This is a genomic window from Paractinoplanes pyxinae (assembly GCF_026626335.1).
Classification (GTDB): Bacteria; Actinomycetota; Actinomycetes; order Mycobacteriales; family Micromonosporaceae; genus Actinoplanes; species Actinoplanes pyxinae.
Genome location: NZ_JAPNTZ010000003.1, coordinates 622,187 through 647,354 on the forward strand (window position 1 = coordinate 622,187; position 25,168 = coordinate 647,354).

Annotated in this window: 23 protein-coding genes; 12 read left to right on the forward strand and 11 right to left on the reverse strand. The window is 71.5% G+C overall.

All coding sequences use genetic code 11. From position 1 onward, the window contains the following. Positions 1-15 precede the first annotated feature (15 nt). From OWR29_RS10815 to OWR29_RS10825, 3 genes are read right to left on the reverse strand one after another with little or no spacing between them, the layout of a single operon-like run. Entirely contained in the window at positions 16-516 is a 501-nt protein-coding gene (locus OWR29_RS10815) for an SRPBCC family protein (RefSeq protein ID WP_267562493.1), read from the reverse strand. A 14-nt stretch (positions 517-530) separates the two neighbouring features. Next, positions 531-845, reverse strand: coding sequence for an ArsR/SmtB family transcription factor (locus OWR29_RS10820; RefSeq protein ID WP_267562494.1), 315 nt, complete (start codon positions 843-845; stop codon positions 531-533). A 43-nt stretch (positions 846-888) separates the two neighbouring features. Next, entirely contained in the window at positions 889-2,433 is a 1,545-nt protein-coding gene (locus OWR29_RS10825; RefSeq protein WP_267562495.1) for an FUSC family protein, read from the reverse strand. Between the two features lie 61 nt (positions 2,434-2,494). Between OWR29_RS10825 and OWR29_RS10830 the strand changes: the two genes are divergently transcribed. The 3 genes from OWR29_RS10830 (at position 2,495) to OWR29_RS10840 (ending at position 6,704) form a co-directional block, all read left to right on the forward strand. Further along, entirely contained in the window at positions 2,495-3,961 is a 1,467-nt protein-coding gene (locus OWR29_RS10830) for a GntT/GntP/DsdX family permease (protein ID WP_267562496.1), read from the forward strand. Positions 3,962-4,012: 51 nt separating this feature from the next. Then, the gene (locus OWR29_RS10835; RefSeq protein WP_267562497.1) at positions 4,013-5,836 is read left to right on the forward strand and encodes a LamG domain-containing protein; all 1,824 of its coding nucleotides are present in this window, start codon (positions 4,013-4,015) and stop codon (positions 5,834-5,836) included. A 145-nt stretch (positions 5,837-5,981) separates the two neighbouring features. Next, positions 5,982-6,704 carry a hypothetical protein gene (locus tag OWR29_RS10840; RefSeq protein WP_267562498.1) on the forward strand — a complete coding sequence of 241 codons (723 nt, stop codon included), beginning with the start codon at positions 5,982-5,984 and terminating at the stop codon, positions 6,702-6,704. Here the strand turns inward: OWR29_RS10840 and OWR29_RS10845 are convergent. Genes OWR29_RS10845 through OWR29_RS10860 form a run of 4 tightly spaced genes read right to left on the reverse strand, consistent with a single transcriptional unit; the run spans position 6,682 to position 11,624 of the window. After that, complete coding sequence (locus OWR29_RS10845; protein ID WP_267562499.1) at positions 6,682-8,064, reverse strand: serine/threonine-protein kinase; 1,383 nt, start codon at positions 8,062-8,064, stop codon at positions 6,682-6,684. The genes OWR29_RS10840 and OWR29_RS10845 overlap by 23 nt on opposite strands. A 57-nt stretch (positions 8,065-8,121) precedes the next feature. Further along, the gene (locus tag OWR29_RS10850) at positions 8,122-10,323 is read right to left on the reverse strand and encodes a bifunctional polysaccharide deacetylase/glycosyltransferase family 2 protein (protein WP_267562500.1); all 2,202 of its coding nucleotides are present in this window, start codon (positions 10,321-10,323) and stop codon (positions 8,122-8,124) included. Then, positions 10,284-10,634, reverse strand: a complete 351-nt coding sequence (locus tag OWR29_RS10855) for a hypothetical protein (RefSeq protein ID WP_267562501.1) — start codon at positions 10,632-10,634, stop codon at positions 10,284-10,286. Before OWR29_RS10855 ends, OWR29_RS10850 begins: the two co-directional genes overlap by 40 nt. Before the next feature lie 54 nt (positions 10,635-10,688). After that, the gene (locus OWR29_RS10860) at positions 10,689-11,624 is read right to left on the reverse strand and encodes an SDR family oxidoreductase (protein ID WP_267562502.1); all 936 of its coding nucleotides are present in this window, start codon (positions 11,622-11,624) and stop codon (positions 10,689-10,691) included. 88 nt (positions 11,625-11,712) lie between these two features. On the opposite strand from OWR29_RS10860, the gene OWR29_RS10865 reads away from it, so the two are divergent. Next, on the forward strand, positions 11,713-12,606 hold the full coding sequence (locus OWR29_RS10865; RefSeq protein WP_267562503.1) for a helix-turn-helix transcriptional regulator: 894 nt from the start codon (positions 11,713-11,715) through the stop codon (positions 12,604-12,606). Here OWR29_RS10865 and OWR29_RS10870 read toward each other — a convergent pair. Further along, complete coding sequence (locus tag OWR29_RS10870; RefSeq protein ID WP_267562504.1) at positions 12,502-13,956, reverse strand: MutS-related protein; 1,455 nt, start codon at positions 13,954-13,956, stop codon at positions 12,502-12,504. The genes OWR29_RS10865 and OWR29_RS10870 overlap by 105 nt on opposite strands. Beyond that, positions 13,953-15,041: a MutS-related protein gene (locus tag OWR29_RS10875; RefSeq protein WP_267562505.1), complete on the reverse strand. Its 1,089-nt coding sequence runs from the start codon at positions 15,039-15,041 to the stop codon at positions 13,953-13,955. The genes OWR29_RS10870 and OWR29_RS10875 overlap by 4 nt, the downstream gene beginning before the upstream one ends. A 105-nt stretch (positions 15,042-15,146) precedes the next feature. On the opposite strand from OWR29_RS10875, the gene OWR29_RS10880 reads away from it, so the two are divergent. The 3 genes from OWR29_RS10880 to OWR29_RS10890 all read left to right on the forward strand — a co-directional run bounded on the left by OWR29_RS10880 (position 15,147) and on the right by OWR29_RS10890 (position 18,194). Further along, positions 15,147-15,569 (forward strand): hypothetical protein, encoded by a 423-nt coding sequence (locus OWR29_RS10880; protein WP_267562506.1) that lies wholly within the window; start codon positions 15,147-15,149, stop codon positions 15,567-15,569. Between the two features lie 2,296 nt (positions 15,570-17,865). Beyond that, positions 17,866-18,060: a hypothetical protein gene (locus OWR29_RS10885; RefSeq protein ID WP_267562507.1), complete on the forward strand. Its 195-nt coding sequence runs from the start codon at positions 17,866-17,868 to the stop codon at positions 18,058-18,060. Next, complete coding sequence (locus OWR29_RS10890) at positions 18,057-18,194, forward strand: hypothetical protein (RefSeq protein WP_267562508.1); 138 nt, start codon at positions 18,057-18,059, stop codon at positions 18,192-18,194. Before OWR29_RS10885 ends, OWR29_RS10890 begins: the two co-directional genes overlap by 4 nt. 353 nt (positions 18,195-18,547) lie before the next feature. Here the strand turns inward: OWR29_RS10890 and OWR29_RS10895 are convergent, their stop codons facing one another. Continuing rightward, positions 18,548-19,954: a DHA2 family efflux MFS transporter permease subunit gene (locus tag OWR29_RS10895; protein WP_267562509.1), complete on the reverse strand. Its 1,407-nt coding sequence runs from the start codon at positions 19,952-19,954 to the stop codon at positions 18,548-18,550. Between the two features lie 73 nt (positions 19,955-20,027). Here OWR29_RS10895 and OWR29_RS10900 point away from each other — a divergent pair, with 73 nt between their 5' ends. Continuing rightward, positions 20,028-20,585 (forward strand): TetR/AcrR family transcriptional regulator, encoded by a 558-nt coding sequence (locus OWR29_RS10900; RefSeq protein WP_438872568.1) that lies wholly within the window; start codon positions 20,028-20,030, stop codon positions 20,583-20,585. A gap of 575 nt (positions 20,586-21,160) precedes the next feature. Here OWR29_RS10900 and folP read toward each other — a convergent pair. Beyond that, positions 21,161-22,027 (reverse strand): dihydropteroate synthase, encoded by an 867-nt coding sequence (gene folP, locus OWR29_RS10905; protein ID WP_267562511.1) that lies wholly within the window; start codon positions 22,025-22,027, stop codon positions 21,161-21,163. Between the two features lie 203 nt (positions 22,028-22,230). On the opposite strand from folP, the gene OWR29_RS10910 reads away from it, so the two are divergent. The 4 genes from OWR29_RS10910 to OWR29_RS10925 all read left to right on the forward strand — a co-directional run bounded on the left by OWR29_RS10910 (position 22,231) and on the right by OWR29_RS10925 (position 25,139). Continuing rightward, a complete protein-coding gene (locus OWR29_RS10910) occupies positions 22,231-23,076 on the forward strand; it encodes a hypothetical protein (protein ID WP_267562512.1) in 846 nt (281 codons plus the stop codon). Further along, the gene (locus OWR29_RS10915) at positions 23,073-23,495 is read left to right on the forward strand and encodes a phage holin family protein (protein ID WP_267562513.1); all 423 of its coding nucleotides are present in this window, start codon (positions 23,073-23,075) and stop codon (positions 23,493-23,495) included. The genes OWR29_RS10910 and OWR29_RS10915 overlap by 4 nt, the downstream gene beginning before the upstream one ends. After that, complete coding sequence (locus OWR29_RS10920; protein WP_267562514.1) at positions 23,471-24,109, forward strand: DUF3618 domain-containing protein; 639 nt, start codon at positions 23,471-23,473, stop codon at positions 24,107-24,109. Before OWR29_RS10915 ends, OWR29_RS10920 begins: the two co-directional genes overlap by 25 nt. Positions 24,110-24,191: 82 nt before the next feature. After that, positions 24,192-25,139: a TIGR03557 family F420-dependent LLM class oxidoreductase gene (locus OWR29_RS10925; protein WP_267562515.1), complete on the forward strand. Its 948-nt coding sequence runs from the start codon at positions 24,192-24,194 to the stop codon at positions 25,137-25,139. The last annotated feature ends 29 nt before the right edge of the window (positions 25,140-25,168 follow it).

Here is a 25,168-nt window from a genome sequence, read left to right on the forward strand (position 1 = left end):
GCCGGATCGTTCCGGTCATCGGGCGGCCGCCATGTTCTGGTAGACCGGGGTGAGCTCGGTCCAGCGGGCCCGCCAGCCGGGTTCCGCCGCCTGGCCGCTCCACTCCCCGGCGCCCTCCGTCGTGAGCGATCGGGCGAGGTCTTCGAGGTGGGCCTGCCAGCCGGCGCCGTGGAAGTGCAGGCGGTCCCGGGGCAGGCCGCGCTCTTCGACGACCAGCCGCGTCCGGTCACCGTCCGCGGTGAGCCAGGCCTCGAGCACGGTCTCTTCGTCGGTGCCCGGCTCCATGGTGAGCCGCAAGTGGTGGGGCGCCTCGCAGACCTCGATCCGGCCCGAACCGCTCCAGGTGCTCGTGAACACGGCGTCGATCGTGCCGCCGGGGCGCAGGTCGCCCGACACCTTGGCCAGCCAGCGCGCCAGCCGCTCCGGATCGGTGCAGGCCTGCCACAGGTCGTCGATCCCGGTGTCGTAGACGTCTTCCACCCGGACCGCGCCGTGCGCGTCGTCCAGGGGTCGCATGCTTCCGATGATTGTCACTTGTGCGCCTTTCCTCGGGCGATCTCGGTGTGCAGGGCGTCGAGCCGGTTGCGCCACAACGCGCGGTACGGCTCCAGCCACTCGTCCACTTCGACCAGCGCCTCCGGCCGGAGCGTGTAGATGCGGCGCTGCGCCTCCTGACGCACGTCGACCAGGCCGGCTTCGCGCAGGACGCGCAGGTGCCGGGACACGCCGGGCCGGGCGATCGGCAACGCCTCGGCCAGCTCGCCCGCCGTCGCCGGACGATCGCGCAGGATTCCCAGCACCGTGCGGCGGCTCGGATCCGCCAGCGCCTGCAACACCGCTTCCATGCCGTCAATGTACCCCGTTGGTTACGTAACCAGCAAGGTACATTCAGTCGGCCGACGTGAGGGCTCGGCGCGCCTCGCGTTCGGCGTGCAGGACGCGGTCGGTGGTGGCGGGGTTGAGGGCTGGTTCGCCGGCGGCCACCTCGTACGCCTCGCGCATGGTGGCCACCAGGGCGGCCAGGTGGCGGGCGTCCTGCCGGTCGTGAGTGGCCTGCTCAACCGCGGTGATCGCCTCGCCGAGGTGGCGGGTGGCGGCCCGGTTGCGGATCAGCGCGGCGGCGGCCAGGCCGAGCAGGCAGCCCAGGACCGTCTGGATCAGGCGGTCGCCGATCAGGTCGAGCGGGGGCGTCTCGTGGCCCAGTTCGCCGACCAGCAGGGCCAGGGGAGTGACGGCGAGCATGGCCAGGCCGTAGTTGCGCACCACCAGCAGTTCGGCGATCACCTGGGCGATCAGGATCTCGACGACCAGGACCCACGGGCCGCCGGGGACGGCCACCGCGGCGCCGGCGATCAGCAGGCCGATGGTGGTGCCGCCGGCGCGCTGGATCGCGCGGTGGCGGGACAGGCGCAGGGACGCGCCCTGCAGGACGGCCACGGCCGAGACGGCGGCCCAGTAGGGGTGGCCGAGGCCGGTGTAGTGGACCAGCAGACCGGCGGCGGCCCCGGCGACCAGGGCGCCCAGCGCGACGCGGGCGGCGGCCGGCCAGAGCGGGCCGCCCCGGCGGGCGGGCAGGTCACGCAGCAGGGTGGCGGCCCGGCGGCGTTCGGCGATCTTGCGGTTTTCGGTGGCGGTCGCGGCGAGGCGGGGGACCGGGCCGCGCGGGGTCAGCCGGGCGGCCAACTCGCGCAGTTCGGCCGCAGCCGCCGGGTCGTGCCCGTGCACGCCGCTCAACTCGGTCTCGGCGTGCGCGACGAGCACCTCTTCGTCGGCTCGACCGGCGGCTGCCCGCCAGGCTCGTTCGACCGCCAGGGCGGCTTGCTGGCGGGCGGTCAGGCCCGCGGGTCCGTCGGGCGCATCGGCCAGAGCCGCGGCGGCTCGGAGGGCGCGGGCTATGGCGAGGCGGCGGGGCGCGCCCGGGGCGACCAGGAAGCCGGACATGACTATCAGCCACGAGACGGCAGCGGCGCCCGCGGTGAGGGCGGCGTTGCGCAGCAGGTCGGCCGGCGCGGTGGCGGGCAGGGCGCTGGTCACGGCGGTGGCGAAGGCGAACATCAGACCGCCGGGCGGCCCGACCCGATAGCGGTTGCACAGCACTGTCGCCGTGGCTCCGACCAGAGCCACGGCCGCCACGCCGACGATCTCGGACTGCGGGGCCAGCGCGGCGAGCGTTCCGGCAGCCACCGAGGCCACCAGGCCCATGGCGGCCGCGGCGACTATGAGGGCCCGGCGACGGTAGGGCTCATCCCGGCCGTACAGGGCAGTGAAGGCTCCGAATGTGGCCACGCCGGCCAGGGACGGGTGACCGGTCGCGGTCAGCACCACCAGCGGCACCGCCACCGCGAGCCCGGCCCGCAGCGCGAACGCCCACGCCGCGTCGACCGGGCGGACCCGGGTGGCGGCGTGCAGGTCGGGCGGGACGGACAGGCGCATCGGGTTCCACCGTACTGATCGCGGTGGTTGAACGATCGTTCGTCTGGGTAAGCGCGCGACCATGATGACGTTGGGCGCTGAGGCGATCACCGACGCGGGGACCGGGCAGCTCGTGCTGGCCGCCGTGCTGGGCATTGTGGTTGTGGTGCTGCTGATCGCCTGGGCGAAGTGGCATCCGTTCCTGGCCCTGATTCTGGGCTCGGCGGCGCTGGGCATCGTGGCCGGCGCCTCGCCGGGGGACACGATCGACTCGTTCACCGCGGGGCTGGGCAGCACGGTCGGCAACGTCGGCTTGCTGATCGCGCTCGGCTCGATGATCGGCGCCCTGCTGGCCGAGTCGGGCGGGGCCGACGGCATCGTGAACCGGATCGTCAACAGCGTCACCGGCTCGGCCCTGCCGTGGGCGATGGCCGGCGTGGCCGCGCTGATCGGGCTGCCGCTGTTCTTCGAGGTCGGCGTGGTGCTGCTGGTGCCGATCGTGCTGCTGGTGGCCCGGCGCACCGACATCGGGCTGCTGCGGATCGGCATCCCGGCGCTGGCCGGCCTCTCGGTGCTGCACGGACTCGTACCGCCGCACCCGGGGCCGCTGGTGGCCATCGCCAACCTCAACGCCGACCTGGGCCTGACCCTGCTGTTCGGCCTGATCTGCGCGATCCCGACCGTGATCGTCGCGGGGCCGGTGTTCGGCAACTGGATCGCCAAGCGGGTCCACGTCCCGGTGCCCGCCCTCGTCGGCGCGAGCGCCGGCGCCGGCGGCAGGCCGGAGGGCGGCCGGGACTTCGTCGACCGCGACGACGTGGCCAACCCCGCGACCGGCGAGCCGGCTGAGCTCGTGGACAAGCAGCTGCCGGAAGGCCGGCGCAACCCTGGCTTCGCGGCGGCCGTCGGCACCGTCCTCGTGCCGATCGTGCTCATGCTGGCCCGCGCCATCGCCGAGCTGACCCTGGCCGAGGGCAACAGCGTCCGCGGCTTCTTCGAGGTGCTGGGCGAGCCGGTCGTCGCGCTGCTGCTCGGCCTGCTGCTGGCCATGTGGACGCTGGGCAAGCGGGCCGGCTTCGACCGTCAGCAGACCTCGTCGGTCGTGGGCGGGGCGCTGCCGCCGATCGCCGGCATCCTGCTCATCGTGGCCGCGGGCGGCGGCTTCAAGCAGGTGCTGGTCGACGCGGGCGTCGGCAACGTGGTGGCCGACGCGGCCAAGGACGCCAACATCAACGCCCTGGTGCTGGGCTTCCTGGTCGCGGTGGGCATCCGCCTGGCCACCGGCTCGGCCACCGTGGCCACCATCACCGCCGCCGGCATCGTGGCGCCGCTGGCCCAGACCCTCGACAAGCCCACGGTCGCGCTGCTGGCACTGGCCATCGGGGCCGGCTCGCTGTTCTTCTCGCACGTCAACGACGCCGGCTTCTGGCTGGTCAAGGAGTACTTCGGGATGACCGTGGGCCAGACCATCAAGACCTGGTCGGTGATGGAGACGATCATCTCGGTGGTCGGCTTCGCCTGCGTGATGCTGCTCAGCCTGGTCGTGTAACCACCTGATCGGGCGCGCATCTTCGGCGGGGAAGTGTAGTTAACGAGCAATGTGCCATACATCCGAAACGCCGTCCGTCGTAGCTTGATCGTCGCCCTCGGCGTCGCCGCGATCGCGACCGGCGGCGCCGCGATCGCCGAGGTGGTCACGCCCGAGCCGGTGACCTCGCCGTCGTTCAACGGCCCGGTGTACGCGGTGGCCTATCGGGGTTCGACCGTCTACGTCGGCGGCAACTTCACCAGCGCCATCGTCGGCGGCAAGAGCGTTTCCCGTACGCGTCTGGCCGCGCTCGACGCCCGCTCGGGCGCCCTGCTCGACTGGCAGCCGAGCGCCGACGCCAACGTGCGCGCCCTGGCCGTGGCCGGAAATGTCGTCTACGCGGCCGGCGACTTCGACAACGTCAACGGCACGGCCCGCGACGCTGTCGCCGGTCTGGAGGCCGCCACCGGCACGCTGACCCCGATGCGGCACGCGGTCAACGGCCAGCCCAACTCGATCGCCGCCGGCCACGGCCGCCTCTACCTCGGCGGCCGGATCACCGCCGTCGACGGTCAGGCGCGCGGCAACCTGGCCGCGTTCAGCCTGACCAGTGGCGCGCTCGACCCCTGGGCGCCGACCACCGACGACGTGGTGAACGCGGTCGCCGTCACGACGAAGCGGGTGTACGTGGGCGGGCGGTTCCACCGGACCAACAACGTCAGCTCGACGATCCGGCTGTCCGCGGTGGACCCGGCCACCGGCAAGCTCGACCCGACGTTCGCCGCCAAGCCGGTGTCACAGGTCTTCGCGCTCGCCGCCGACTCCTCGGGCGTCTACGCGGCGCTCGGCGGCCAGGGCGGGCGCGCGGTGGCGTACGCCCCGGACGGCGCCACCCGGTGGACGCGGGTCTTCGACGGCGACGCGCAGGCCATCGCGACGCTGGACGGCACGACCTATGTCGGCGGGCACTTCGACAAGGCGTGCACGACCACCAACAACGGCGTCAAGGGGTTGTGCACCGACGGCTCGGTGCCGCGCGGCAAGCTGGCCGCCATCGACGCCCAGGGCAACCTGCTGCCGTGGGCGCCGCAGGCCAACGGCGTGGTCGGCACCCGGCAGATCGCGACCAGCCCCTCCCTCGGCTCGATCAGCGCGGTCGGCGACTTCACCACGGTCGGCGCGGTGCAGCGCAAGCGGTACGTGGCGTTCGCCGGCGGTGGCCCGCGGGTCGAGTCGGCGCCGGCCGAGGGACCCGTGGCCTCGTACAACTTCGACTCGACGATCGCCGACGGCACCTTCGACGACGGCTCGGGACACGGCCACCTGCTGCGCACGGTCACCCGTAACGAGGGCAAGCTCTCGACGGAACCGCACGGCTCGGGTCAGGCCGTCACCTTCCCGCCCCGCTGCTCCGGTCAAGACTGTCCTCGTGTCGTGCTGCGGGCCGAGGCCACCGGCGACCTCAACCCGCAGGACAAGCCGCTGCGTTACGGCGCGAGCGTGCGCCTGGCCTCGCCGCCGGACGGCGCCACCGGCCCGGACGGGCAGAACATCCTGCAGAAGGGGTACGCGGCGGCCGGCGGTCAGTACAAGCTGCAGGTGGACGGGGTCAGCGGCAAGCCCAGCTGCGTCCTGACCGGCCGTACGGGTGACGTCTCGTACGTCGCCCGGAGCCGCACCTCGATCGCCGACGACGATTGGCACACCGTCGAATGCCGGCGCACCGGACCCGCTCTGGCCATCGTCGTCGACGATCAGGAGCAGGCGTCGGCCGCCGTCCCGCCGGAGCTGTCGATCGACTCCGAACAGCCGTTCAGCCTGGGTGGCAAGGGTGTGGGCCCGAACAACGACCAGTTCCACGGCGCGCTGGACGACGTCTGGATCCACATCGGATGATCGCTTGGTCACTGTCGGTGATGATCACAGTGGAGAGTGGAACTTCCCACATGTGACAGTCTGCCCCTGATCGGAGTAATGACCACGGCGCTCGGGTACTGGTAATCTTGCCCGCCGTTGTCTACGCAGCGTGAGGAGCTGACGAATGGCCAGCTGGATCTTGGTGCCTTGCCTGGTGAAGCTGCGCTCCGAGTTCAACGCGATCGCGCCGAACCGTGACAAGTCCAGCGACGGCTCGGTCGGGGACACAGCGCATCAGAACAGCCAGTCCGATCACAACCCCGACGAGACCGGCAACGTTCCGATCCGCGACGCCGACAAGGTCAACGAGGTGCACGCCATCGACGTCGACGTCGACCTGCGCGTGCCCGGGCTGTCGATGGAGAACGTGGTGCAGTTCCTGCTGACCCGGTGCCGCTCGGGCGCCGAGAAGCGGCTGCGCTACATCATCTACAACCGCCGGATCTGGTCGGCCAGCACGGGCTGGCGGCAGCAGGCCTACACCGGCGCCAACGCGCATGACCACCACGCGCACTTCTCATCCTCGTACACGACTTCCCACGAAGCCTCGACGGCTTCCTGGCACCTGGAGGACGTACCCGTGGCACTCACCGCCGACGACAAGAAGTGGATCTCGGCCGAGATCGCCAAGCAGGTCAAGGCCCAGGTCGACGACATCTGGGCGTTCAACGTGGGCAAGGCGACGGGCAGCGCGTCCCAGCGGGCCGACGGCGCGCTGGTGACGGCCAACATCCGCGCCGGGGCGATCGCCAACGACTACATGCCCAAGCTGCGCGACGCCGTCGAGCAGCTTTCGCAGCAGGTCGCCGAGCTCAGCTCGCAGATCACGGCGAACCGCTCGTCCTGACCGTCCCGGCCTCGGTGTCCCCGCCCCCGTCGCCGGGGTCGTCGTTCCCTCCGCCCGGGCCCTCGTTCCCGTTGCCGGGCGGCTCGGCCGAGTTGCCCGGATCCCCGGGTTCGGTGCCCGGGTCCGCGGGCTCCGACTCGTCCGGGTCGGGCGCGCTCGGCGGCTCCGAGGCCGGCTCGGAGGTCTGCGTGGGTGTCGGTGTCGGCCGCGTGGTGGTGGGACGGTTCGTCGGCTCGGTAGTGGGGCGGTCCTGGCCCCGGGTTTCCGTCGGTTCGGCCGGCGCGTTGCCGGTGCCGACCGAGCTCCGCACCGAACTCGAGGGTGTGACCGGTCCGGGCGCCTGGTTGTCGTCGCGGTTGGCCAGGACGTACGCGGTGGCGGCGATGGCCGCGATCAGCACCAGCGCACCGGCCACAGTGGCCACGATCGTGGTGCGGCGCGGGCCCGGCGTCGCGACCGGCGCCCCCATCGGCTCGGCCAGCGTCGTCGGCGCGGGCGCCGCCGCGTAACGCGGAGCGGCCAGGATCGCCGTCGTGTCGCCGCCCGAGACGGCGCGGTCGGCCGCCTCGGCCATCGCCGCCGCGGTCGGGAAGCGGTCGTCCGGGTTCTTGGCCATCGCCCGCATGACCAGCGCGCGCACGGCGGGAGGAACGTCGTCCGGCAGGTCGGGTGGCGTCTCGCTGAGGTGCTGCATCGCGATGGCGATGGGGTTCTCGCCGGTGAACGGCGGGTGCCCGGCCAGGCAGTGGTACGCGACCACACCCAGCGCGTAGATGTCGGCCGGCGGCCCGGTCGTCGCCTTCGACACCTGCTCGGGCGCGATGTACATGGCCGTGCCGACCACCTCGCGGGCCCCGGTCAGCGTGGACGAGCCGGCCGAGCGGGCCACGCCGAAGTCGACCAGCACCACCGTGCCGTCGGCCTGGATGATCAGGTTGCTCGGCTTCACGTCGCGGTGCACGATGCCCGCCTCGTGCGCCGCCTCGAGCGCCCGGGCCGCCTGCGCCACGACTGACATGGTCTCGGCCGCGGTCAGCCGGCCCCGCTCGGCGATCCGCTCGGTCAGCGGCTGGCCGTCGATCCGGGCCATCACGATATAAGCGTCGGTGCCGTCAGCGGTCTCGCCGAAGTCGTACACGTCGGCCACGCCCGGGTGGTGCAGCGCGGCCATCGACCGGGCCTCGTGGCGGAACCTCTCCTGGAAGCCGGGGTCGCCGGCCCGGTCGGCGTGCAGCGTCTTCACCGCGACGTCGCGGCCGAGCACCGTGTCGGCGGCCCGCCAGACCTCGCCCATGCCGCCGGCCGCGATCCGGTCGTCCAGCCGGTACCGGTCACCGATCAACTCACCTGGGGACGGCATGCCACCTCCTCTGCCCGATAGCCGATCACAACATACGCGGCGGTCCAACGATCACGGTCAACGTCCGGGAACGGGCGCGGAGCTGAGATCGCCCGTGCGGTGGATCGTCTGCCATTTCAGGCGGCGCCCGGTGACCGCCGCCAGCGCCGAGTGCAGCAGCACAAGGTACATCACTTGCCGGTAGACGATCTGCTGGAGCGGCAGACTCCAGAGCGGGCGCAGCGGCTCGCGGTCGAGTCGGAAGGCCAGCACCGCGGTCAGCACCTGCACGACCAGCATGGTCACCCAGCCGATGATCGTGATCTCGCGGTCCAGGAAGAGCAGGCCGTAGACCGCCATCAGGTCGACCAGCGGCGCCAGCAGCGGCAGCAGCACGCTGAAGAGCGCGACGAAGATCAGGGCAGGGCGGGCTTTGACGGCCCCGCGGTGCTTCCACATCGACTGCATCGTGCCGTAGCTCCACCGGTAGCGCTGGCGCCACAGCTGCTTCATGGTGGCCGGGGCCTCGGTGTAGGCGCGCGCGGTCTCCTCGTACACCACCCGCCAGCCGTCCTGGTGGATGGCCAGGGTCAGGTCGGTGTCCTCGGCCAGCGTGTCCGTGCTCAGGCCGCCCGCGCCGGTCAGCGCCGCGCGGCGGAAGGCCCCGAGCGCGCCCGGGATGGTCGGGATGCAGCCGAACGTGTCGTACAGCCGCCGGTCCAGGTTGAAGCCGATCACGTACTCGATGTGCTGCCACTTGCCGATCAGCCCGCGCCGGTTGGCCACCTTGACGTTGCCGGCCACCGCGCCCACCTTGGGGTCGGCGAACGGCTGTACGAGCCGGTGGATCGCGTCCGGCTCGACCACGGTGTCGGCGTCGACCATGACGATCAGGTCGTTGCGTGAGAGCGCCACCCCGGCGTTGAGCGCGTTGGCCTTGCCGCCGTTGGGGATGCTGACGACCCGGACGTTGCCCAGCTTCAACTGCCGCACCGCGGCCGCCGTGCCGTCGGTCGAGCCGTCGTCGACCACCAGCACCTCGACGCCGGGATGGGCCGAGAGCGCGAGCGAGCGTACGGCCGGCCCGATCGTCTTCTCCTCGTTGTACGCGGGCACGACGATCGTCACCGGCGAGGTCACCGGCAGCCCCCACGACCAGTCCGGCCCCCGCCGGTGCCGCGAGTGCCGCCACGCGAACGCGAACAGGATCAGCGTGCGGATCACGATCAGCCCGCCCGCCGTGATCAGCAGGACCCACAGCACCGCCAGCACGGCGTCGGCCACCCGGATGGTCCCGACCAGCGCCCGCCCGCGCCACACGGCGTCGTCGGTGGCCGGCGGGTTGACCTGGCCGCCGATCGCCGCGCTGACCGTGCTGAACCGGAAGCCGCGCTTCTGCAGCTGCGGGATCAGCCGGTCGAGGGCGGCCACGGTCTGCGAGCGGTCGCCGCCCGCGTCGTGCAGCAGCACGATCTGACCGGCGGTGCCCTTCGGGGTCAGGTTGCGCACGATGGCGTCGGCGCCCGGCCGCTTCCAGTCCTCGCTGTCCATCGTGTCGAGCACGGTCAGGTAGCCCTGCGCGCCGACCGCCTGCACGGTCTGCCAGTCCTTGTCGGTCAGCGCGTCGGCGAACGACGAGTAGGGCGGGCGCATCAGCCGGGTGGCGCCGCCGGTGGCGTCGGCGATGGCCAGCTGGGTCTGCGAGTTCTCCATCTCGCGCCGCCACTCGGGCAGCTCGGCCAGGTCGGGGTGGGTGAAGGTGTGCCCGCCCAGCTCGTGCCCCTCGCGGGCGATCCGCTCGGCCAGGCCCGGGTGCCGCGCGACCTGCGAGCCCACGACGAAGAAGGTGGCCGGGGCGTGATGCTTGGCCAGCACGTCGAGGATCTTGGGAGTCCACTGCGGATCGGGGCCGTCGTCGAAGGTGAGCGCGATGGTCCGGGCCGGCATTTCGTACGTCTTGAGCCCGCCACCCTCGGTCAGGTCGATCACCGGTCCGCCGTCCCGGACGTTCGCCGGCACCGCGCCGTTGGCGGTCGACGCCGGGCTGGTGCCGTCCGGGCTGAAGCCGGCGTCGGTGTAGACGGAGACCAGGATGACGGTGGCCAGCAGCAGCAACACGGTGAGCCCGAGCGCGCCGGCCAGCACCCGGCGTCGCCGGATCCGCCGTTTGCGCTGCAACGGGGGCAGCAGCGAGGTCGCCTCGCCCGGGTCGTGCGGCGGCGGGGAGGACCGGTAGACGGTCACCGCGGGCAGCTCGCGGCGGGCGCGGCGCTCGGGCACGGCTGGCGCGCTGGGGGCCGGGCCGGTTCGATCAGCTGCGTCACCCAGATCGTGATCAGGGCCAGGACAAGAACAATCCCCATCGCGTACGCCGTCCGGCGCAGCCACCGGCGCCGGCCGCCGGTGGGATCGACGAAGACCGGCGGCGGCCCGGCCGCGCCGACGGCGAACATCTCCGTCTTGGCGTTCTCGGGCAGCGGCGCCTTACCCACCGCGCGCCCGACCCGGGCCCGCCCGACGTTTTGTTCCTTCCCGACGCCGTCGGCGCTGCGTTCCTTTCCCGCGCCGTCGACGCCTCGTTCCTTTCCCACGCCATCGACGCTAGAAGATGTCGGACCGATGCGCACTTTGTGGTGGTGCCCCCGTCACACCATGCTTTCGCCGGCCGCGACGATCGCCTCCTCGGCGCTGCGCGGGGTCCAGCCGAGCACCCGGCGGGCCTTCTCGCTGGACACCCGGCGGGCGTACCCGAGGTCGGCCCGCATGGCCGGCGGCACCTCGTCGTCGGCGAGCACCCGGGTCGGCACCTTGTCGGCCGCGCTGCCCAGATGCCTGCGCAGGATGGCGCCGATCTCGGCCATCGGGATCGCCGGGCCGTCCGCGACGAGGAACCGCTGGCCGGCCGCGCCCTCGGCGGTCATCGCGGCCACGTGGGCGCTCGCCACATCCCGGACGTCGACGATCGGGATCCACAGGTCGGGGAACCCGGGCATCGCGCCGGAGAGGATCGACTGCACGATGTGGTTGGCCCCCGAGACCGCGCCGCCCCGGGCCGGCCCCATCACCGCGACGGGCAGGATCGTGGTCAGCTCCATGGAACCCCGGTCGAAGTCCCAGGCGGCCCGCTCGGCCAGGGTCTTGCTGCGGCCGTAGGCGTCGGTGCCCGGCCCGTCGAGCACGGTCCAGTCGTCCTCGGTGAAGACGTGGTCGTCGTGCGGGTGCCCCCAGCCCACGGCGTGGAAGGCCGAGGTGAGCACGACCCGCCGGACGCCGGCGTCGCGGGCGGCGCGCAGCACCCGCAGCGTGCCCTCACGGGCCGGGACGATCAGGTCGTCCTCGTTCTCCACGTGACCGGGGGCGACGGGCGAGGCGACGTGCAGCACGTAGTCGCAGCCGCGGACGGCGTCGGCCCACCCGTCGTCGCTGAGCAGGTCGGCCGCCACGAAGGTGACCCCGTCGAGGGTGGGCGCCCGGTCGAGGGAGCGCACGGTCGCCCGTACGTCGTAGCCCCGCTCGACCAGCAGGGAGATGCAGTGCCCGGCGATGAAGCCGGATCCGCCGGTGACAAGAACAGTGGTCATGCCGACCATGGTGGCCCCGCCGCCGGGGCACAGGGAGGGGTTCGTCAGACCCCCTCACATCGCGTTCGCTCCGCCTACGGTTGAGGGCATGACCGAGCTGGGAGCCTTCTTGCGGGCCCGGCGCGAGCTCGTGACTCCGCAGGAGGCGGGCCTGCCGGTGGTGGGGGTGCGCCGGGTGCCCGGGCTGCGCCGCGAGGAGGTCGCGCTGCTGGCCGGCATCAGCGCCGACTACTACCTGCGCCTCGAGAAGGGCCGCGTCCGTCATCCGTCCGTGCAGGTGCTCGAGGCGCTGGCCCGGGTGCTGCGGCTCGACGACGATTCCCGTACGCACCTGGTGGGTCTCGGTTCGCCGCGGCCCCGCCGTGCCCGCGCCCGCCGCCGTGAGGTCGTGCCGCCGAGCACGGCCGCCCTGGTCGCGATGCTGCCGCTGCCGGCCTTCGTCGAGGGCAAGTTCATGGACGTGCTGGCGGCCAATCCGCTGGCCACGGCGCTCTCGCCGCGGATCGTGCCCGGCGCCAACCGCCTGCGTGACGTGCTGCTCGACGAGGGCGAGCAGGCCTTGATCCCGTACTGGGAAGAGGGCGCGGCCATCATGGTGGCTCACCTGCGCGAAGCGGCCGGCGCCGACACGGACGAGCCGCGCCTGGTCGAGCTGGTCGGCGAGCTCTCGGTGGCCAGCCCGCTGTTCCGCCGGTTGTGGGCCCGCCACGACGTCCGTCACCGCGGCGGCGCCGCCGTCCCGTTCGAGCACCCGTCGGTCGGCCGGCTGACCCTGCACCGCGAGAAGCTCCAGATCAGCGACACCGACGGCATGATGCTGGTGATCTACCACCCCGAGCCCGGGACGGCCGACGCCGACAAGCTGGCGCTGCTGGGTTCAGCCGTGGCGCAGGCGGTTCCACAGGTCGGCGCCGTGGCTGGTGGCCTCGGGGGCGGCCGCGCGCAGGCTGAACGATCGGTCGCGGTCGGCCCGCAGGAATAGGGCGGGGAAGCGGTCCCGGTCCTCGTAACCGCTGCTCGCCAGCTCGTGCAGGTGGGTCACGAACACGACGGTGACGCCGGTTTCGGTCAGGGCGTCGACCAGGTGGCGGGCGACGGCCGACCCTTCGCGCTCGTTCGTCGACTGGAACGACTCGTTGCACAGCAGCAGGCTGTGCGGTCCCAGGACGCCGGTCAGCTCCGACATGCGCCGCAGCTCCTCGTCGAACTTGCTGCCGGCGTCCTCGTCCTGGGTGAAGTGGGTGAACACGCCGGCCCGGGCCGAGGTGGTGAGGCTGGTGGCGGCCACGTGCAGGCCGGCCCCGGCCATCAGGCCGGCGAGGCCGACGCTGCGCAGGAACGTCGACTTGCCGCCCCGGTTGGCCCCCGTCACCATGATCAGCTTCATGCCGTCGGCGTCGAGATCGTTGCCGACCACGGGCTGGTCGAGGCGGAGCTGCAGGCTCGGGTCGTACAACCCGCGGGCGCTGAACTCGCCCGATTCGGCGTCGTGCACCGCCGGCAGGCAGACGGGCGCGCCCCGGGCGGTCAGAGCCTCGCGCAGGTTCAGACACCCCAGGTAGAAGGCCACATCCGTACGCAATGAAGTGAAGAACGACAGCACCTGAGCGGCCGAGTGGTCGGCGGCCCCGGCCAGCCCGGCCAGTGCCTGGTCGCGCAGCGAGCTCACGGCGCGGTGGCCGGCCTCGTCGCCGTGCGGGATCTTGTAGCTCGCGGTGGGGCCGCCGGCGGCCGGGCCGCGACGGAAGAGCCCGCGCGACCGCGGGAGGGGCTGGCGTACGGCGAAGGACTCGCTCTCATTGCCCGCGCCCAGCCGAGCCGAGACGAGCAGGTCACCGCGCATGTTCAGCCGGCCGAGCAGGGTGGTGACCGAGCTCAGGTAGGCCTCGTCGAGCTGGTCGGTCACCGTCGCGAAGAACTCGGTGAGGCCGGCTGACGACACGCGCGCCCGGTTCTGCTCGGCGACCTCGCGCAGTTCCCGCAGCAGGGGAACGAAGGCGGTCAGGGTGGCGATCGAGCGGTTCAGCACCGTTTCCGGCGTGGTGAAGAAGACCGCACGGGCCGCTTCCCGCTGCGCGTCGACGGCCCGTCCGCCCAGGTCGTAGAGGCGGCGGCCCAGCTCGGGCCGCTGCTCGAAGTCGCTGAGGACAGCCTGCCGGCGAGCGACCTGCCCGGCGCCGGGCGGCACGGCGAGCAGCACAGCCCGGGCCGCTTCGGCGATCTCCGCGTCGCCCGCCGCCATGGCGTCGATCACGGCGTCGAGTCCCAGGTCTTCGGCGGTACGGTCCGCGAAGGGCGCGATGTCGCCGGCGTTCACCAGGCCGGGCTTCATGAACGACTCCGTAGCTGGTCCCGGGTCAGCCCGTACTTGGCGGCCAGGGCGACGGCGTGGGCCGCACCGTCGGCCCGGCCCCGGCTGACCTTGAAGGTGCGGGCCGTCACGTCGTGCTCGTCGATGCCGGCGACCAGCGAGACGACCCGCGGGTCGAGCCGGGACAGCTCGTCGATGAAGGTGACGCACACGCCGATCGCACCCGCGTCGAGAACGGTCCGCAGCACGTCGGTGCTCATGGCCCGCGCGTCGACCCAGGTGGTCGAGCTGAACATCTCGTTGAGGATCACCACCGAGCGGGGACCCACCTCGGTCAGCAGCCCCGCCATGCGGTTGACCTCGTCCTCGAGCCGGCTCTCGAGGTCACCGGCGCGGTCCCCCCGGTCGAAGTGGGTGAGGATGGCGTCCGGCGGGTGCAGCACCGCGGAGCAGCCCGGCACAGGCAGGCCGAGCGCCGCCAGATGGTAGAGCTGTCCCACCGTACGGGCGAACGTTGTTTTGCCGCCTTGGTTGGGCCCGGTGACCACCAGCATCTGCTCGCCCTCGGCCAGGTCGGCGTCGTTGGTGACGGGCGGGCTTCGGCGGGCCAGCATCAAATCGTACGTCTCGGTGACGTGCAGCGCGGGCTCGGGCCTCATCTCGGGCAGGCACGTCTGTTCCGCCGCCGTGAACGCGAGCCAGGACAGCGCGAACTGAAGGTCCCGCTCCACCACACCGACCGCCGACGGCCACACCGTGGGGTGGTCGTCCAGGAACTTCCCGACCCGCTCGAACACGTCCGGGAACAGCTGCACGACCAGGTCGAGAACCGCCCCCTGCAGCTGCCCCATCTCGGCCCCGGCCCGCAGATCAAACTCGTGCGCCGCCACTGCGCCATCACTGCCGAACCGCGCGAAGAGCGAAAGAGTGGCCGCGCCCAGGTCTTCCTGCCCCGAGAACGGCCCGGCGACCACCTCAGCCCCCGACAGCGTCAAGGTGTATTCGAGTTCGCCAAGCTCTGTCAGAAGACCTCGAGCCCCCGCAGCCAGCCCCGCGAAGCCCGAGCCCGCCTGGTACTGCCGCAGCCAGGCCAGCCACCCCCGCATCCCCTCCGACGACGGCTCCGCCCCCTCAAGCGCCGCTGCCGCCGCATCAATGACGTCCGCATACCCAGCAATGGCGTTGAGCCGAAGCCGCTGCGACCGCTGCCGATGCCGAACCCGCCCCGCCGCCGCAAGCTGCCGCTCAACCCGATCCAGCCCGTCACAGAACGCTTGCATCGCCGCCCGCAGCCCTTCGTCGGCCAGATCGGCAAACACCGCCTGCCGCCGCCGAACGGCACTCACACTGCCGAGGCGAGCCCGATAAGCCGGCTGCAGGTTGTGCCTCTCCCGCCCACCGGTAACGGCCTCAACAAGCTGATCAAGGTGAAGGTCCGGGAAGTAGGCGGGGGCGGGCGCTTCATCGGCCAGCCGAGCACTGTCATCGCCCGCGACCACATACAGACCGCCAAAATCTGCCGCAGCCTGCGCAAACTCACTCACCCCAAGATCGTATGCGACCGCCAACCCCGCCACCCCAACACACCACCCGACCGCCGCCGCGACCGCCCGCCCTATGCCGCGCTGGGTTGATCATCGCCGGGGGCCGGGGGCCGGGGGCCGGGGGCCGGGGGCCGGGGGCCGGGGGCCGGGGGCCGGGGGCCGGGGGCCGGGGGCCGGGGGCCGGGGGCCGGGGGCCCGGGGCCGGGGGCCGGTGGCCGGTGGCCGGGGGCTGGTGGCTGGTGGCCGGTCGCGGGTCGCCGGTCGCTGGTCGCCTTTCACAGGTCGCTGGTGGCTGGTGGCCGGTGGCTGGCCGCTACGTTCCCTAGCCCCATGCCCGCGGTGGCCGGTCGCGGGCGACCTCGCTGATCGTGCACCGCGATCGCCGTCCGCGACGGTGCGGCTCGAAAACCGGACACCTCTGATCTGTGGCACCTTCGGGCGTCGCGAGGAAGCGAAGATCTCGGTGCTGATAGTGGGCAAGGTTTCGCCCGACCCGCCCTGATGATCGACTTGTCGGCGGGATCGTGAGGCAGCCAGACTTGCGTGCAGTTGCCGGCGAGCCGGGCGCGCACCCTCGGTTGAAAGCGCAAGGCCACAGATCGCCGAGCGTGCGGCGTGGTGGCGGCGGTGGCAGCTGCTTCGCCAACCGGCCTGGTGGGGATCGTTCTTGCAGGTGCCGCGCTTGTGGTGGCTGCCGCCGGTCGGGCACATGGACGTGGGGCCGGAAGCCGGCAGCGCAGCCCTCGGAGACTTCGCGTGGCGCTGCTTCTGAGCGTCGTACTCGCCATGAGTGTCGGCCGAAATGCGGCGCCGGCGACTGTGCGCGCCGTTGTCGTGCTCGAGCCGAAGCCGACGGGCTGATGGATGAGGGCGCTGGCGTCGCGCCCGGCCGGCCGCAGCTGGGTGAGGGACAGCGGCGCCTCGGTTGGTCGCTTCCCGCTGCGTCGCGATTGGTGTGAGAGCGAGTCCGAGGGTTGTCCGGGCAACTTCGCGCAGCTGAATCGCTGTGAGCCGAGGCGGTGCCAAGCTTGAAGGAGACGTAGCGCGTTTGGGGCGCCTCGCTCGTCGTTTCGGCGTGAGAGTCAGGAGTCGTGCAAGTAACTCCAGTCGGCTGATTATCGGTCGCGGCGAGTTTCGAGCCCCCGGCAGTCGGCTGCGCGTCGGTCGCCTTCGGCGGTGAGTCGTCGGCGGGTGACTGGGTGCTGGTCCCGCTTGGCTGCGCGTCAGTCGGGTTCGACGGCGAGTCGCTTGCGGGTGAACGCGCGCTGGTCGCGCTTGGCTGCGCGTCGGTCGCGTTCGATGGCGAGTCGCTTGCGGGTAAACGCGTGCTGGTCGCGTTCGGCTGCGCGTCGGTCGCGTTCGACGATGAGTCGCTTGCGGGTGATTGGGTGCTGGTCGCGTTCGACGGTGGGTCGCTTGGATCTGACTGCGTGTTGGTCGTGGTAGGCGGGGCCTCAGTCGTGACGGGCGGCGGGTTGGTCACGGTGGGCGGGGCGTCAGTCGTGGCGGGCGGCGGGTTGGTCGCGGTGGGTGGCGCGTCAGCGGCGGTTGGCTGTGCGCTGGTCGCGGTTGGCCGCGTAGTTGGCGCGGGTGGAAACGCGGCGGCGAGGACGGCGGGGAACGTCGGCGGCGCGAGGGTGCTCGTCGGGTCGGACGCGGCGCGGCGTAGGCGGCACAGCTTGGCGGCGTGTCTTTGTTGTAAGCCCCAGGCGCGGTGCCGTTCATGTTCGTGGCGGAATTCTTCGCCTGCGGGCGAGTAGTTTCGACGACGGGTTCGGTCGCGCATTTTGGCCAGCTCGGCCGAGGTGAAAAACTGTAGCTGCCGTTGCCGCATACCCAATTATCCCGCGTCGATGGAGGGAAAGGAACTCTCGCGAGAAGTCGATCATGCCAAATGAAGGAAGGGGATTCGTTGGCATGTCGGCCTGTCAACCATCTTCCGCGTGTCCGACTTGGCGAGTCTTTCTCTGATGTAGACAACGACGCTTTCGGCGATACGACGTATCCCGTGTTCTTGACTTGTGCGCGTTTTGGCGCGGTAGGCCGTCTGCTGCTGCAGGTGTGCTGCTGGGCGTGCGCTCCTAGGCGTGCGCTCCTGGGCGTGCGTCACTGGGTTGCGCTGCTGAGAGCGTGCGCCATTTAAAGCCGGTTTCGCCATATGAATCCACGCCACGCCGTGTCGGCTGGCAGCTCGAAACTCACAGAGGGCAATATCAAGGCTGTCAGCTTCGGCAGGCCGGTTGATCAGTTCATGCAGTGGCACATTTGGGGACCTCGTCAGGTGGAGTGACGCTAAGATCTGGGTAGTCATAAATGTGAAGGTCATCGAGCGGATGCTGTTCCAGCAAGGGGTGGAGAATGAATCGCGCTTAGCTGAACAAGAGCGGTGGCAATTCGTTCGATCCGCGATTCGGACGCCTACCGGCTATTCGACGTCCGCCCACCGCGACTGCGGCGCGGGCCGGTCCGCGACGCCGCGGTCTGGATGCGGGCCGTGACCGTCTGCGGCGGTGAGTGGCGGCAGGGCCTGGGCCACGACGCTGCTGGCTGGGAAGCAGGCCGTGACCGTCTGCGGCGGTGAGTGGCGGCAGGGCCTGGGCCACGACGCTGCTGGCTGGGAAGCAGGCCGTGACCGTCTGCGGCGGTGAGTGGCGGCAGGGCCTGGGCCACGACGCTGCTGGCTGGGAAGCGGGCCGTGACCGTCTGCGGCGGTGAGTGGCGGCAGGGCCTGGACCGCGACGCTGCTGGCTGGGATGCAAGCCTGACCACGTATGGCGGTGAGTGGCGGCAGGGCCTGGGCCACGACGCTGCTGGCTGGGATGCAAGCCTGACCACTGCGACGGCGAGTGGCGGCAGGGCCCGGCCCACGACGCTGCACGCTGGGATGCCGGCCTTGACCGTCCGTAGTGGGTGAGTGGTGGCATGGGCTGGAAGTGGACCTTAGACAGCTGCAGTGAGTGAGGGGCGGGTGGCTACCGCCGGGCCGCTGCGGGCTGGGGACTTGGACAAGTAATAGGGCCAGACGAGGCGGGCTTCCGGAGAAAGCCCGCCCCGCATCTAACCCATTCTCAAGCAGCGTTGCGCCGGGGCAGCCACAGAGCAAGCACAGCCCCCACCCCCACGATCACCGCTCCTACGATCACGGCTGGGCGGAGGCCGTCGACGAAGGTTTGGTGGGTGCTGTAGCCGCCGTATGAGCTGAAGATGGAGGCCAGGACGGCCACTCCGGCGGCTACTCCGGCCTCGCGGATGGTGTTGTTCACGCCGGAGGCCACGCCTCGGTCCGACTCGGTGACGCTGGCCAAGGCCACCGTGCTGATCGGGGCGAAGGTCAGGCCCATGCCAACTCCGGCCAGGGCGAAGGCGACCACCAAGCTTCCGTACGTCACGTCGGGGCTTGTGGCCAGGCCGATCCACAGGATGCCGGCGGCCAGGAACAGTTGGCCCGTGAAGATCAGGGCTCGCTGGCCGATGCGGTCGCCGAAGAGGCCGGCCAGCGGGGCCACGATCATGGGGGCGGCCGTCCACGGGAGGGTGCGCAGGCCGGCGTCGAGGGGACTCAATCCCTGCACCACCTGGAAGAACTGGGCCAGCAGGAACACTGAGCCGAAGGCGCCGGCCGAGAACGTCAGGGTGACCGCGTTGACCAGGCTGAATCCCCTGGAGCGGAACAGGCGCAGCGGCAGCATGGGGGAGGGGTTGCGGGCCTGCCAGGCCAGGAACGCGGCCAGCAGGACTCCGCCGCCGATCAGCATCGTGAGGATGCGGGCGGACGTCCAGCCGCGGTCGGGGCCGTCGACCACGCCCCAGATGACCAGCAGCATGCCGGCCGCGGAGAGAACCAGGCCTAGGGGGTCGAGGCGGCGGGCGCCGCCGCGGGACTCGCCGAGGACCGTGAGGGCCAGCACGACCGCCACCACGCCGATCGGGACGTTCAGCCAGAAGATCCAGTGCCAGTCGAGGCCTTCGACGACGGCGCCGCCGACGACCGGGCCGACCGCTACGCCGAGGCCGCTGATGCCGCCCCAGATGCCGACGGCCATGGTGCGCAAGCGGTCGGGTACGGCTTGGGCCAGCAGGGTCAGCGCCAGGGGAGCGACTGCCGCGCCGCCCAGGCCCTGCACCGCCCGGGCCGCGGTGAGCTGCCACGACTCGGTAGCCAGGGCGGCCGCGGCCGAGGCGAGCGTGAAGACGATCAGGCCGGCCACGAACATGCGGCGGCGTCCGATGCGGTCGCCCAGGGCGGCCGCGGTGAGCAGGAAGGCGGCGAAGGGCAGCGTGTACGCGTTCACGAACCACTGCAGGTCGGTGAGCGAGGCGCCCAGGTCGGTGCGGATCACCGGCAGCGCCGTGCTCACCACCAGGTTGTCGAGCGTGACCATGAAGGTCGGGATGCCGACGGCGGCCAGCACCCAGCCGAGCGGGCGGGTGCGGCGCCGGGGTGCCGCGGCGGGTGCCTCGAGAACGGCGGTCATCAGGTCTCCCCAAGTTGTTATCCGCTGATAACTTCGATCGCGACGTTAGTTATTGACTGATAACATGTCAACCGTGACCCGAACCCGCCTCACCGCCGAGGAACGCCAGGAGCAGTTGATCGTCGCCGCCGTCACCGCGTTCAGCCAGAACGGCTACGCCGGCACCACGACCGACCAGGTGGCCCGGCTGGCCGGCGTTTCCCAGCCGTACGTGATCCGTCTCTTCCGGACGAAGCAGGAGCTCTTCCTGGCCGGGGTGCAGCACGCGGGCGACCGCATAGAGGCCACATGGCGCGAGGCAGCCGACCGCTCACCGACCCTCGAGAGCCTGGGGGAGGCCTATGGCGAGCTGCTGGCCCAGCCCGAGCTGATCACCATGCTGCTGCACGGCTTCGCGGCGGCCGGCGATCCGGCCATCGGCGACCCGGTGCGGGCCTGCTTCGGGCGGCTCTACGAGGTGGTCCGCGAACTGACCGGCGCCACCGCGGCCGAGGCCCGCGACTTCTTCGCCGTCGGCATGCTGCTCACCTGCCTGGGCGCGATGCGCGTGCTCGGCCCGGACGCCGTGCCGCCCCAGCCCTGGTCGGCCGACTTGCTCGGCACGTTCGAGGGCCTCGACAAGAAGCTGTAGCCGCGGGACGGGCAAGGCGCGGCGCGGCAGAACGCGGCGCGGCCGAGCGAAAAGCGGCGTGGCGCGGCCAGCGTCGCGGGGTGGAACGCGGCGCGGCCGTGCGCGGGGCGAAACGCGGCGTGGCGTGGCGGGGTGGAACGCGGCGCGGCCGTGCGCGGGGCGAAACGCGGCGTGGCGTGGCGGGGTGGAACGCGGCGCGGCCGTGCGCGGGGCGAAACGCGGCGTGGCGTGGCGGGGTGAACGCGGCGCGGCCGTGCGCGGGGCGAAATGCGGCGGGGTGAAGGCGGCGCGGCCGAGCGTCGCGGGGCGAAATGCGGCGGGGTGAAGCGCGGCGCGGCCAAGCGTGGCGGCCCAGCGTCGCTTGGCGAACGCGGCGGGGCGAAGCGCGGCGTGGCCAGGCATGGCGGCCCGAACGCGGCGCGGTGAGGCGAAAAACGGCAGGCGAAAAACGGCAGGCGAAAAACGGCAGGCGAAAAACGGCAGGCGAAAAACGGCAGGCGAAAAACGGCAGGCGAAGAGCGGCGGGCGGGGGAGCGGCGGACCGGGGGCGGCGAAGGGCGAGGCGGGGCGAGGCGCTAGACGTTGTGGCGGGCGAGGATGGGCTCCCGCCAGCCCAGCATCGCCTCCGTCATGCGTACGGCGTCGACTGTGGCTCGTACATCGTGGACGCGCACGATGCGGGCGCCGTGCAGCACGCAGAAGACCACGGCGGCCAGCGTGCCGGCCAGGCGGTCGGGCTGTGACGCGTCCAGGGTCTCGCCGATGAAGTCCTTGTTGCTCACGGCGGCCAGCATCGGGTAGCCGACCGCGGCGATCTCGTCGAGCCGGCGGGTCAGTTCGAGCGAGTGCCGCGTGTTCTTGTTCAGGTCGTGCCCCGGGTCGATGATGATCTGGTCCGGGCGTACGCCGCGCTCGAGCGCCACCGCGACCCGCTCGCGCAGGAACTTCGCCACCTCGGTGGTCACGTCGCCGTACTGCGGGCTCGGCCAGAGCGTGCGGGGCGGGGCCAGGCTGTGCGTGATCACGAGCTGGGCGTCGGTGCCCGCCACCACGTCGGCCATCGCCGGGTCGCGCAGCCCGGAGGTGTCGTTGACGACCCCGGCGCCGGCCTTGATCACCTCGGCTGCGACCTCGGGGCGGAACGTGTCGACCGAGACGACGGCCAGCGAGCGCGCCGCCTCGACGACGGGCAGCACCCGGTCCAGCTCCTCGGCCGCGGACACCTCGGGGCCGGGGGCGAAGGGCACGCCGCCGATGTCGATCCAGTCGGCGCCGGCCTCGGCCGCGGCGGTCACCGCCTCGACCGCCTTCCGCAGCGCGAACGTGCGGCCCCGGTCGTGAAAGGAATCCGGCGTACGGTTGACGATCGCCATCACCGCGACGCGCCGGGAGAAATCGAACGAGCGGCCCCCGATGACCCGCGCGCGGTTCTGCTCACTCACGATTGTGCAGGTTAGCAGGGCTGCAACGGCGGTTTTCGAGCGGTGCCCAAATAAGAAAGGAACGACGGTGTACCCGAATCTGGGCTGATTATTCCTGTCGGTTTTCTCTTTATTGCACTGCGGAAAGTATGAATGGTCCAGACGTGAATCGGGTAGCTCAGAGGGCGAAGGCACAATGACGAATCCCCTTTGGAGGAATCCCCATGAGTGACGTGCCATCGGGCGTTCGCCGGCCGGACGACACCTATCCGCTCGACGTGCCGCCCACGCCGGGCTACCCGGCCGACCCGTACGCCACGACCACCACCACGGCGTACGACACGACCTACGAGTCGGGCAGCGAGAGCGGCAGCGGCAGCGGCGCCAAGGAGAAGGCCAAGGAGGTCGCGGCCCAGACCGGCCAGGCGTCCAAGGAGGCGGCCGCCGACGTCAAGGACACGGCCAAGGAGCAGGCGGCCCGTGTCGGCCAGGAGGCCAAGGCGCAGGCGAGCAACCTCGCGTCCGAGGTGAAGGGCCGGGTCAACGACCAGGCGCGCACCCAGAACGACAAGCTGGTGAACCAGATCCGCAGCACCGCCGACCAGCTCGACGAGATGCGCGGCGAGCGGGGCGACTCCCCGGCCGCGGCCGTCGTGTCGCGGGTGGCCGACGGTGGCCGCCAGTTCGCCGACTACCTCGACCGCAACGGCCCGGAGGGCGTGCTGCGCGAGGTGCAGGACTTCGCCCGCCGTCGCCCCGGCGCCTTCCTGGCCACCGCGCTGGCCGCCGGCTTCGTCGTCGGCCGCCTGGGCAAGGTCGTGGCCAAGGCCGACCCCGACGCCGGTCAGTCGGTCAAGCCGAGCACCGACTCGTTCGTGTCGCGCCCCGACACGTACGCCACGACCGAGACGACCGTGCCGGTCACCACGCCTCCCGTCACGCCGCCAGTGACGCCGGACTACACCACCGGCGCCGGCTACGCGAGCACCACCGAGTACTCCTCGACCGGCACCGGCACGCCCGCCGTGCGTGAGGAGTACGTGGTCGAGAGCCCGGAGCGCCTGCGATGACCGCACCGCACCCGCACGGCCGGATCGACGCCGAAGAGGTCCAGGAGACCTCGGTCGGCGAGATGATCGGCAACATCAGCAACGACCTGTCGCAGCTGTTCCGGCAGGAAGTGGAGCTGGCCAAGGCCGAGCTCAAGCAGGAAGCGTCGAAGGCCGGCAAGGCCGGCGGCATGCTCGGCGGCGCCGCGTTCGCGGCCTACCTGGCCGTCGTGCTGCTCAGCTTCGCGCTGGTGTTCGCGCTCGACGCCGTCATGCCCGCGGGCTGGGCGGCCCTGATCGTCGCCGTCCTGTGGGCAGTGATCGGTGGCGTTCTCTACGTGATCGGCAAGAACAAGCTCAAGACCGTCGACCCCGTGCCGCGCCGCACCGTCGACACGCTCAAGGAGGACGCCCAATGGCTGAAGAACCCGACCGGCTGAGGCAGCAGATCGAGAACACCCGGGCGTCGCTCACCCGCGACGTCGACCTTCTGGCCGAGAAGACGAGCCCGACCAAGGTCGCGCAGCGGCGCTGGACGTCGGTGAAGGAGAAAGTGATGGGCACCAGCTCTTCGGTGGGTTCCACCGTAAGTGACAAGGCGTCGTCGGTCGGCAGCTCCGTGAGCGACACGGCGTCGTCCGTGGGCAGCACGGTCAGCGACAAGGCGTCCCAGGTCAGCGACGTCGCGAGCGAGAAGGCGCACCAGGCGGCCGACGCCGTGCGCAGCGCGCCGCAGGCGGTCACCGCGCAGACCCAGGGCAACCCGCTCGCGGCCGGCATCATCGCCTTCGGCGTGGGCCTGCTCGCCTCGACCCTGATCCCGGTCACCGACGCCGAGAAGCGTGCCGGCGCCCAGATCAAGGAGAACAGCGGCGAGCTGACCGAGAAGGTCAAGGACGTCGCCACCGAGATGAAGGACGACCTCGCGGGCACCGCCCAGGAGGCGGTCGGCCAGGTCAAGCAGACCGCGCAGGAGGCCGTGCAGACGACCAAGGACACCGCGCAGTCCAACGCGCAGGACGTGAAGGAGCAGGCCAAGTCGGCCGCTTCCTGATCCTCCGCGAGTTTCGAGCCGGTCCCCACGGGGACCGGCTCGAAGGCGTTTGTGGTGGTTCGTGCGGGGAAGCTCAACGAGTATGAAACTCGGATACAAGCTGGCCGCGGAGGCCTTCGGACCCAAGGAACTGATCCGCCAGGCGGTCCGCGCCGAGCAGGCCGGATTCGACTTCGTCGAGATCAGCGACCACTACCACCCGTGGCTCGACGTGCAGGGCCACTCGCCGTTCGCGTGGAACGTGCTGAGCGCGATCGCCATGAAGACCGACCAGCTCGGCCTGGCCACGGGCGTCACCTGCCCGACCGTGCGCTACCACCCGGCGATCATCGCGCAGGCCGCGGCGACACTGGCGATCATCTCGGACGACCGGTTCACGCTGGGCATCGGCGCCGGCGAGCGCCTCAACGAGCACGTCGTCGGCCAGGGTTTCCCCAGCGTGCGCGGGCGCCACGAGCGCCTGGTGGAGGCCCTCGACATCATCAACCTGCTGTGGCAGGGCGGCTATCAGTCGTACGAGGGAAAGCATTTGCAGTTGGAAGACGCGCAGGTGTTCGACCTGCCGTCGAAGCTGCCGGTCATCGCCGTCGCCGCCGGTGGCAAGCAGGCCGCCGAACTGGCCGCGACCCACGGCACGGGCCTGTTCGCGACCGAGCCGCGGGCCGACCTGGTCGAGACGTTCACCGGCGCCGGAGGCAACGGCCCGAAGTACGCGGAGGCGTCGGTGGCCTGGGCGCCCTCGAAGGACGAGGCCGTGAAGGCCGCGCACGAGACCACGAGGTGGGCACTGACCGGCTGGAAGGTGATGTCGGAGCTGCCCAACCCGGTCAACTTCGAGGCCGCCGCGGCGACCGTGCGGCCGGAGGACATCGCCGAGCAGTTCGCGGTCGGACCCGACCCCGAGCCGTACGTGAAGATGGTCGGCGAGTACAAGGACGCCGGATACGACCACATCGTGCTGATGAACGCCGGTCCCGACCCCGACGGCTTCATCGACTTCTTCGCCAAAGAACTGAAGGGTCACCTGTAAGAGGCGCTTGCGCGGGGGTCAGCGGGGTA

Bases quoted from the DNA above. Each gene is read 5' to 3' on its own strand.
- OWR29_RS10895 (WP_267562509.1), bottom strand. From the start codon at position 19,954: ATGACCGCCGTTCTCGAGGCACCCGCCGCGGCACCCCGGCGCCGCACC.
- OWR29_RS10870 (WP_267562504.1), bottom strand. From the start codon at position 13,956: ATGAAGCCCGGCCTGGTGAACGCCGGCGACATCGCGCCCTTCGCGGAC.
- OWR29_RS10840 (WP_267562498.1), top strand. From the start codon at position 5,982: ATGGCCAGCTGGATCTTGGTGCCTTGCCTGGTGAAGCTGCGCTCCGAG.
- OWR29_RS10815 (WP_267562493.1), bottom strand. From the start codon at position 516: ATGCGACCCCTGGACGACGCGCACGGCGCGGTCCGGGTGGAAGACGTC.
- OWR29_RS10925 (WP_267562515.1), top strand. From the start codon at position 24,192: ATGAAACTCGGATACAAGCTGGCCGCGGAGGCCTTCGGACCCAAGGAA.
- OWR29_RS10845 (WP_267562499.1), bottom strand. From the start codon at position 8,064: ATGCCGTCCCCAGGTGAGTTGATCGGTGACCGGTACCGGCTGGACGAC.
- OWR29_RS10865 (WP_267562503.1), top strand. From the start codon at position 11,713: ATGACCGAGCTGGGAGCCTTCTTGCGGGCCCGGCGCGAGCTCGTGACT.
- OWR29_RS10825 (WP_267562495.1), bottom strand. From the start codon at position 2,433: ATGCGCCTGTCCGTCCCGCCCGACCTGCACGCCGCCACCCGGGTCCGC.
- OWR29_RS10920 (WP_267562514.1), top strand. From the start codon at position 23,471: ATGGCTGAAGAACCCGACCGGCTGAGGCAGCAGATCGAGAACACCCGG.
- OWR29_RS10860 (WP_267562502.1), bottom strand. From the start codon at position 11,624: ATGACCACTGTTCTTGTCACCGGCGGATCCGGCTTCATCGCCGGGCAC.
- OWR29_RS10910 (WP_267562512.1), top strand. From the start codon at position 22,231: ATGAGTGACGTGCCATCGGGCGTTCGCCGGCCGGACGACACCTATCCG.
- OWR29_RS10880 (WP_267562506.1), top strand. From the start codon at position 15,147: ATGCCGAACCCGCCCCGCCGCCGCAAGCTGCCGCTCAACCCGATCCAG.
- OWR29_RS10820 (WP_267562494.1), bottom strand. From the start codon at position 845: ATGGAAGCGGTGTTGCAGGCGCTGGCGGATCCGAGCCGCCGCACGGTG.
- OWR29_RS10830 (WP_267562496.1), top strand. From the start codon at position 2,495: ATGATGACGTTGGGCGCTGAGGCGATCACCGACGCGGGGACCGGGCAG.
- OWR29_RS10915 (WP_267562513.1), top strand. From the start codon at position 23,073: ATGACCGCACCGCACCCGCACGGCCGGATCGACGCCGAAGAGGTCCAG.
- OWR29_RS10875 (WP_267562505.1), bottom strand. From the start codon at position 15,041: ATGCGGGGGTGGCTGGCCTGGCTGCGGCAGTACCAGGCGGGCTCGGGC.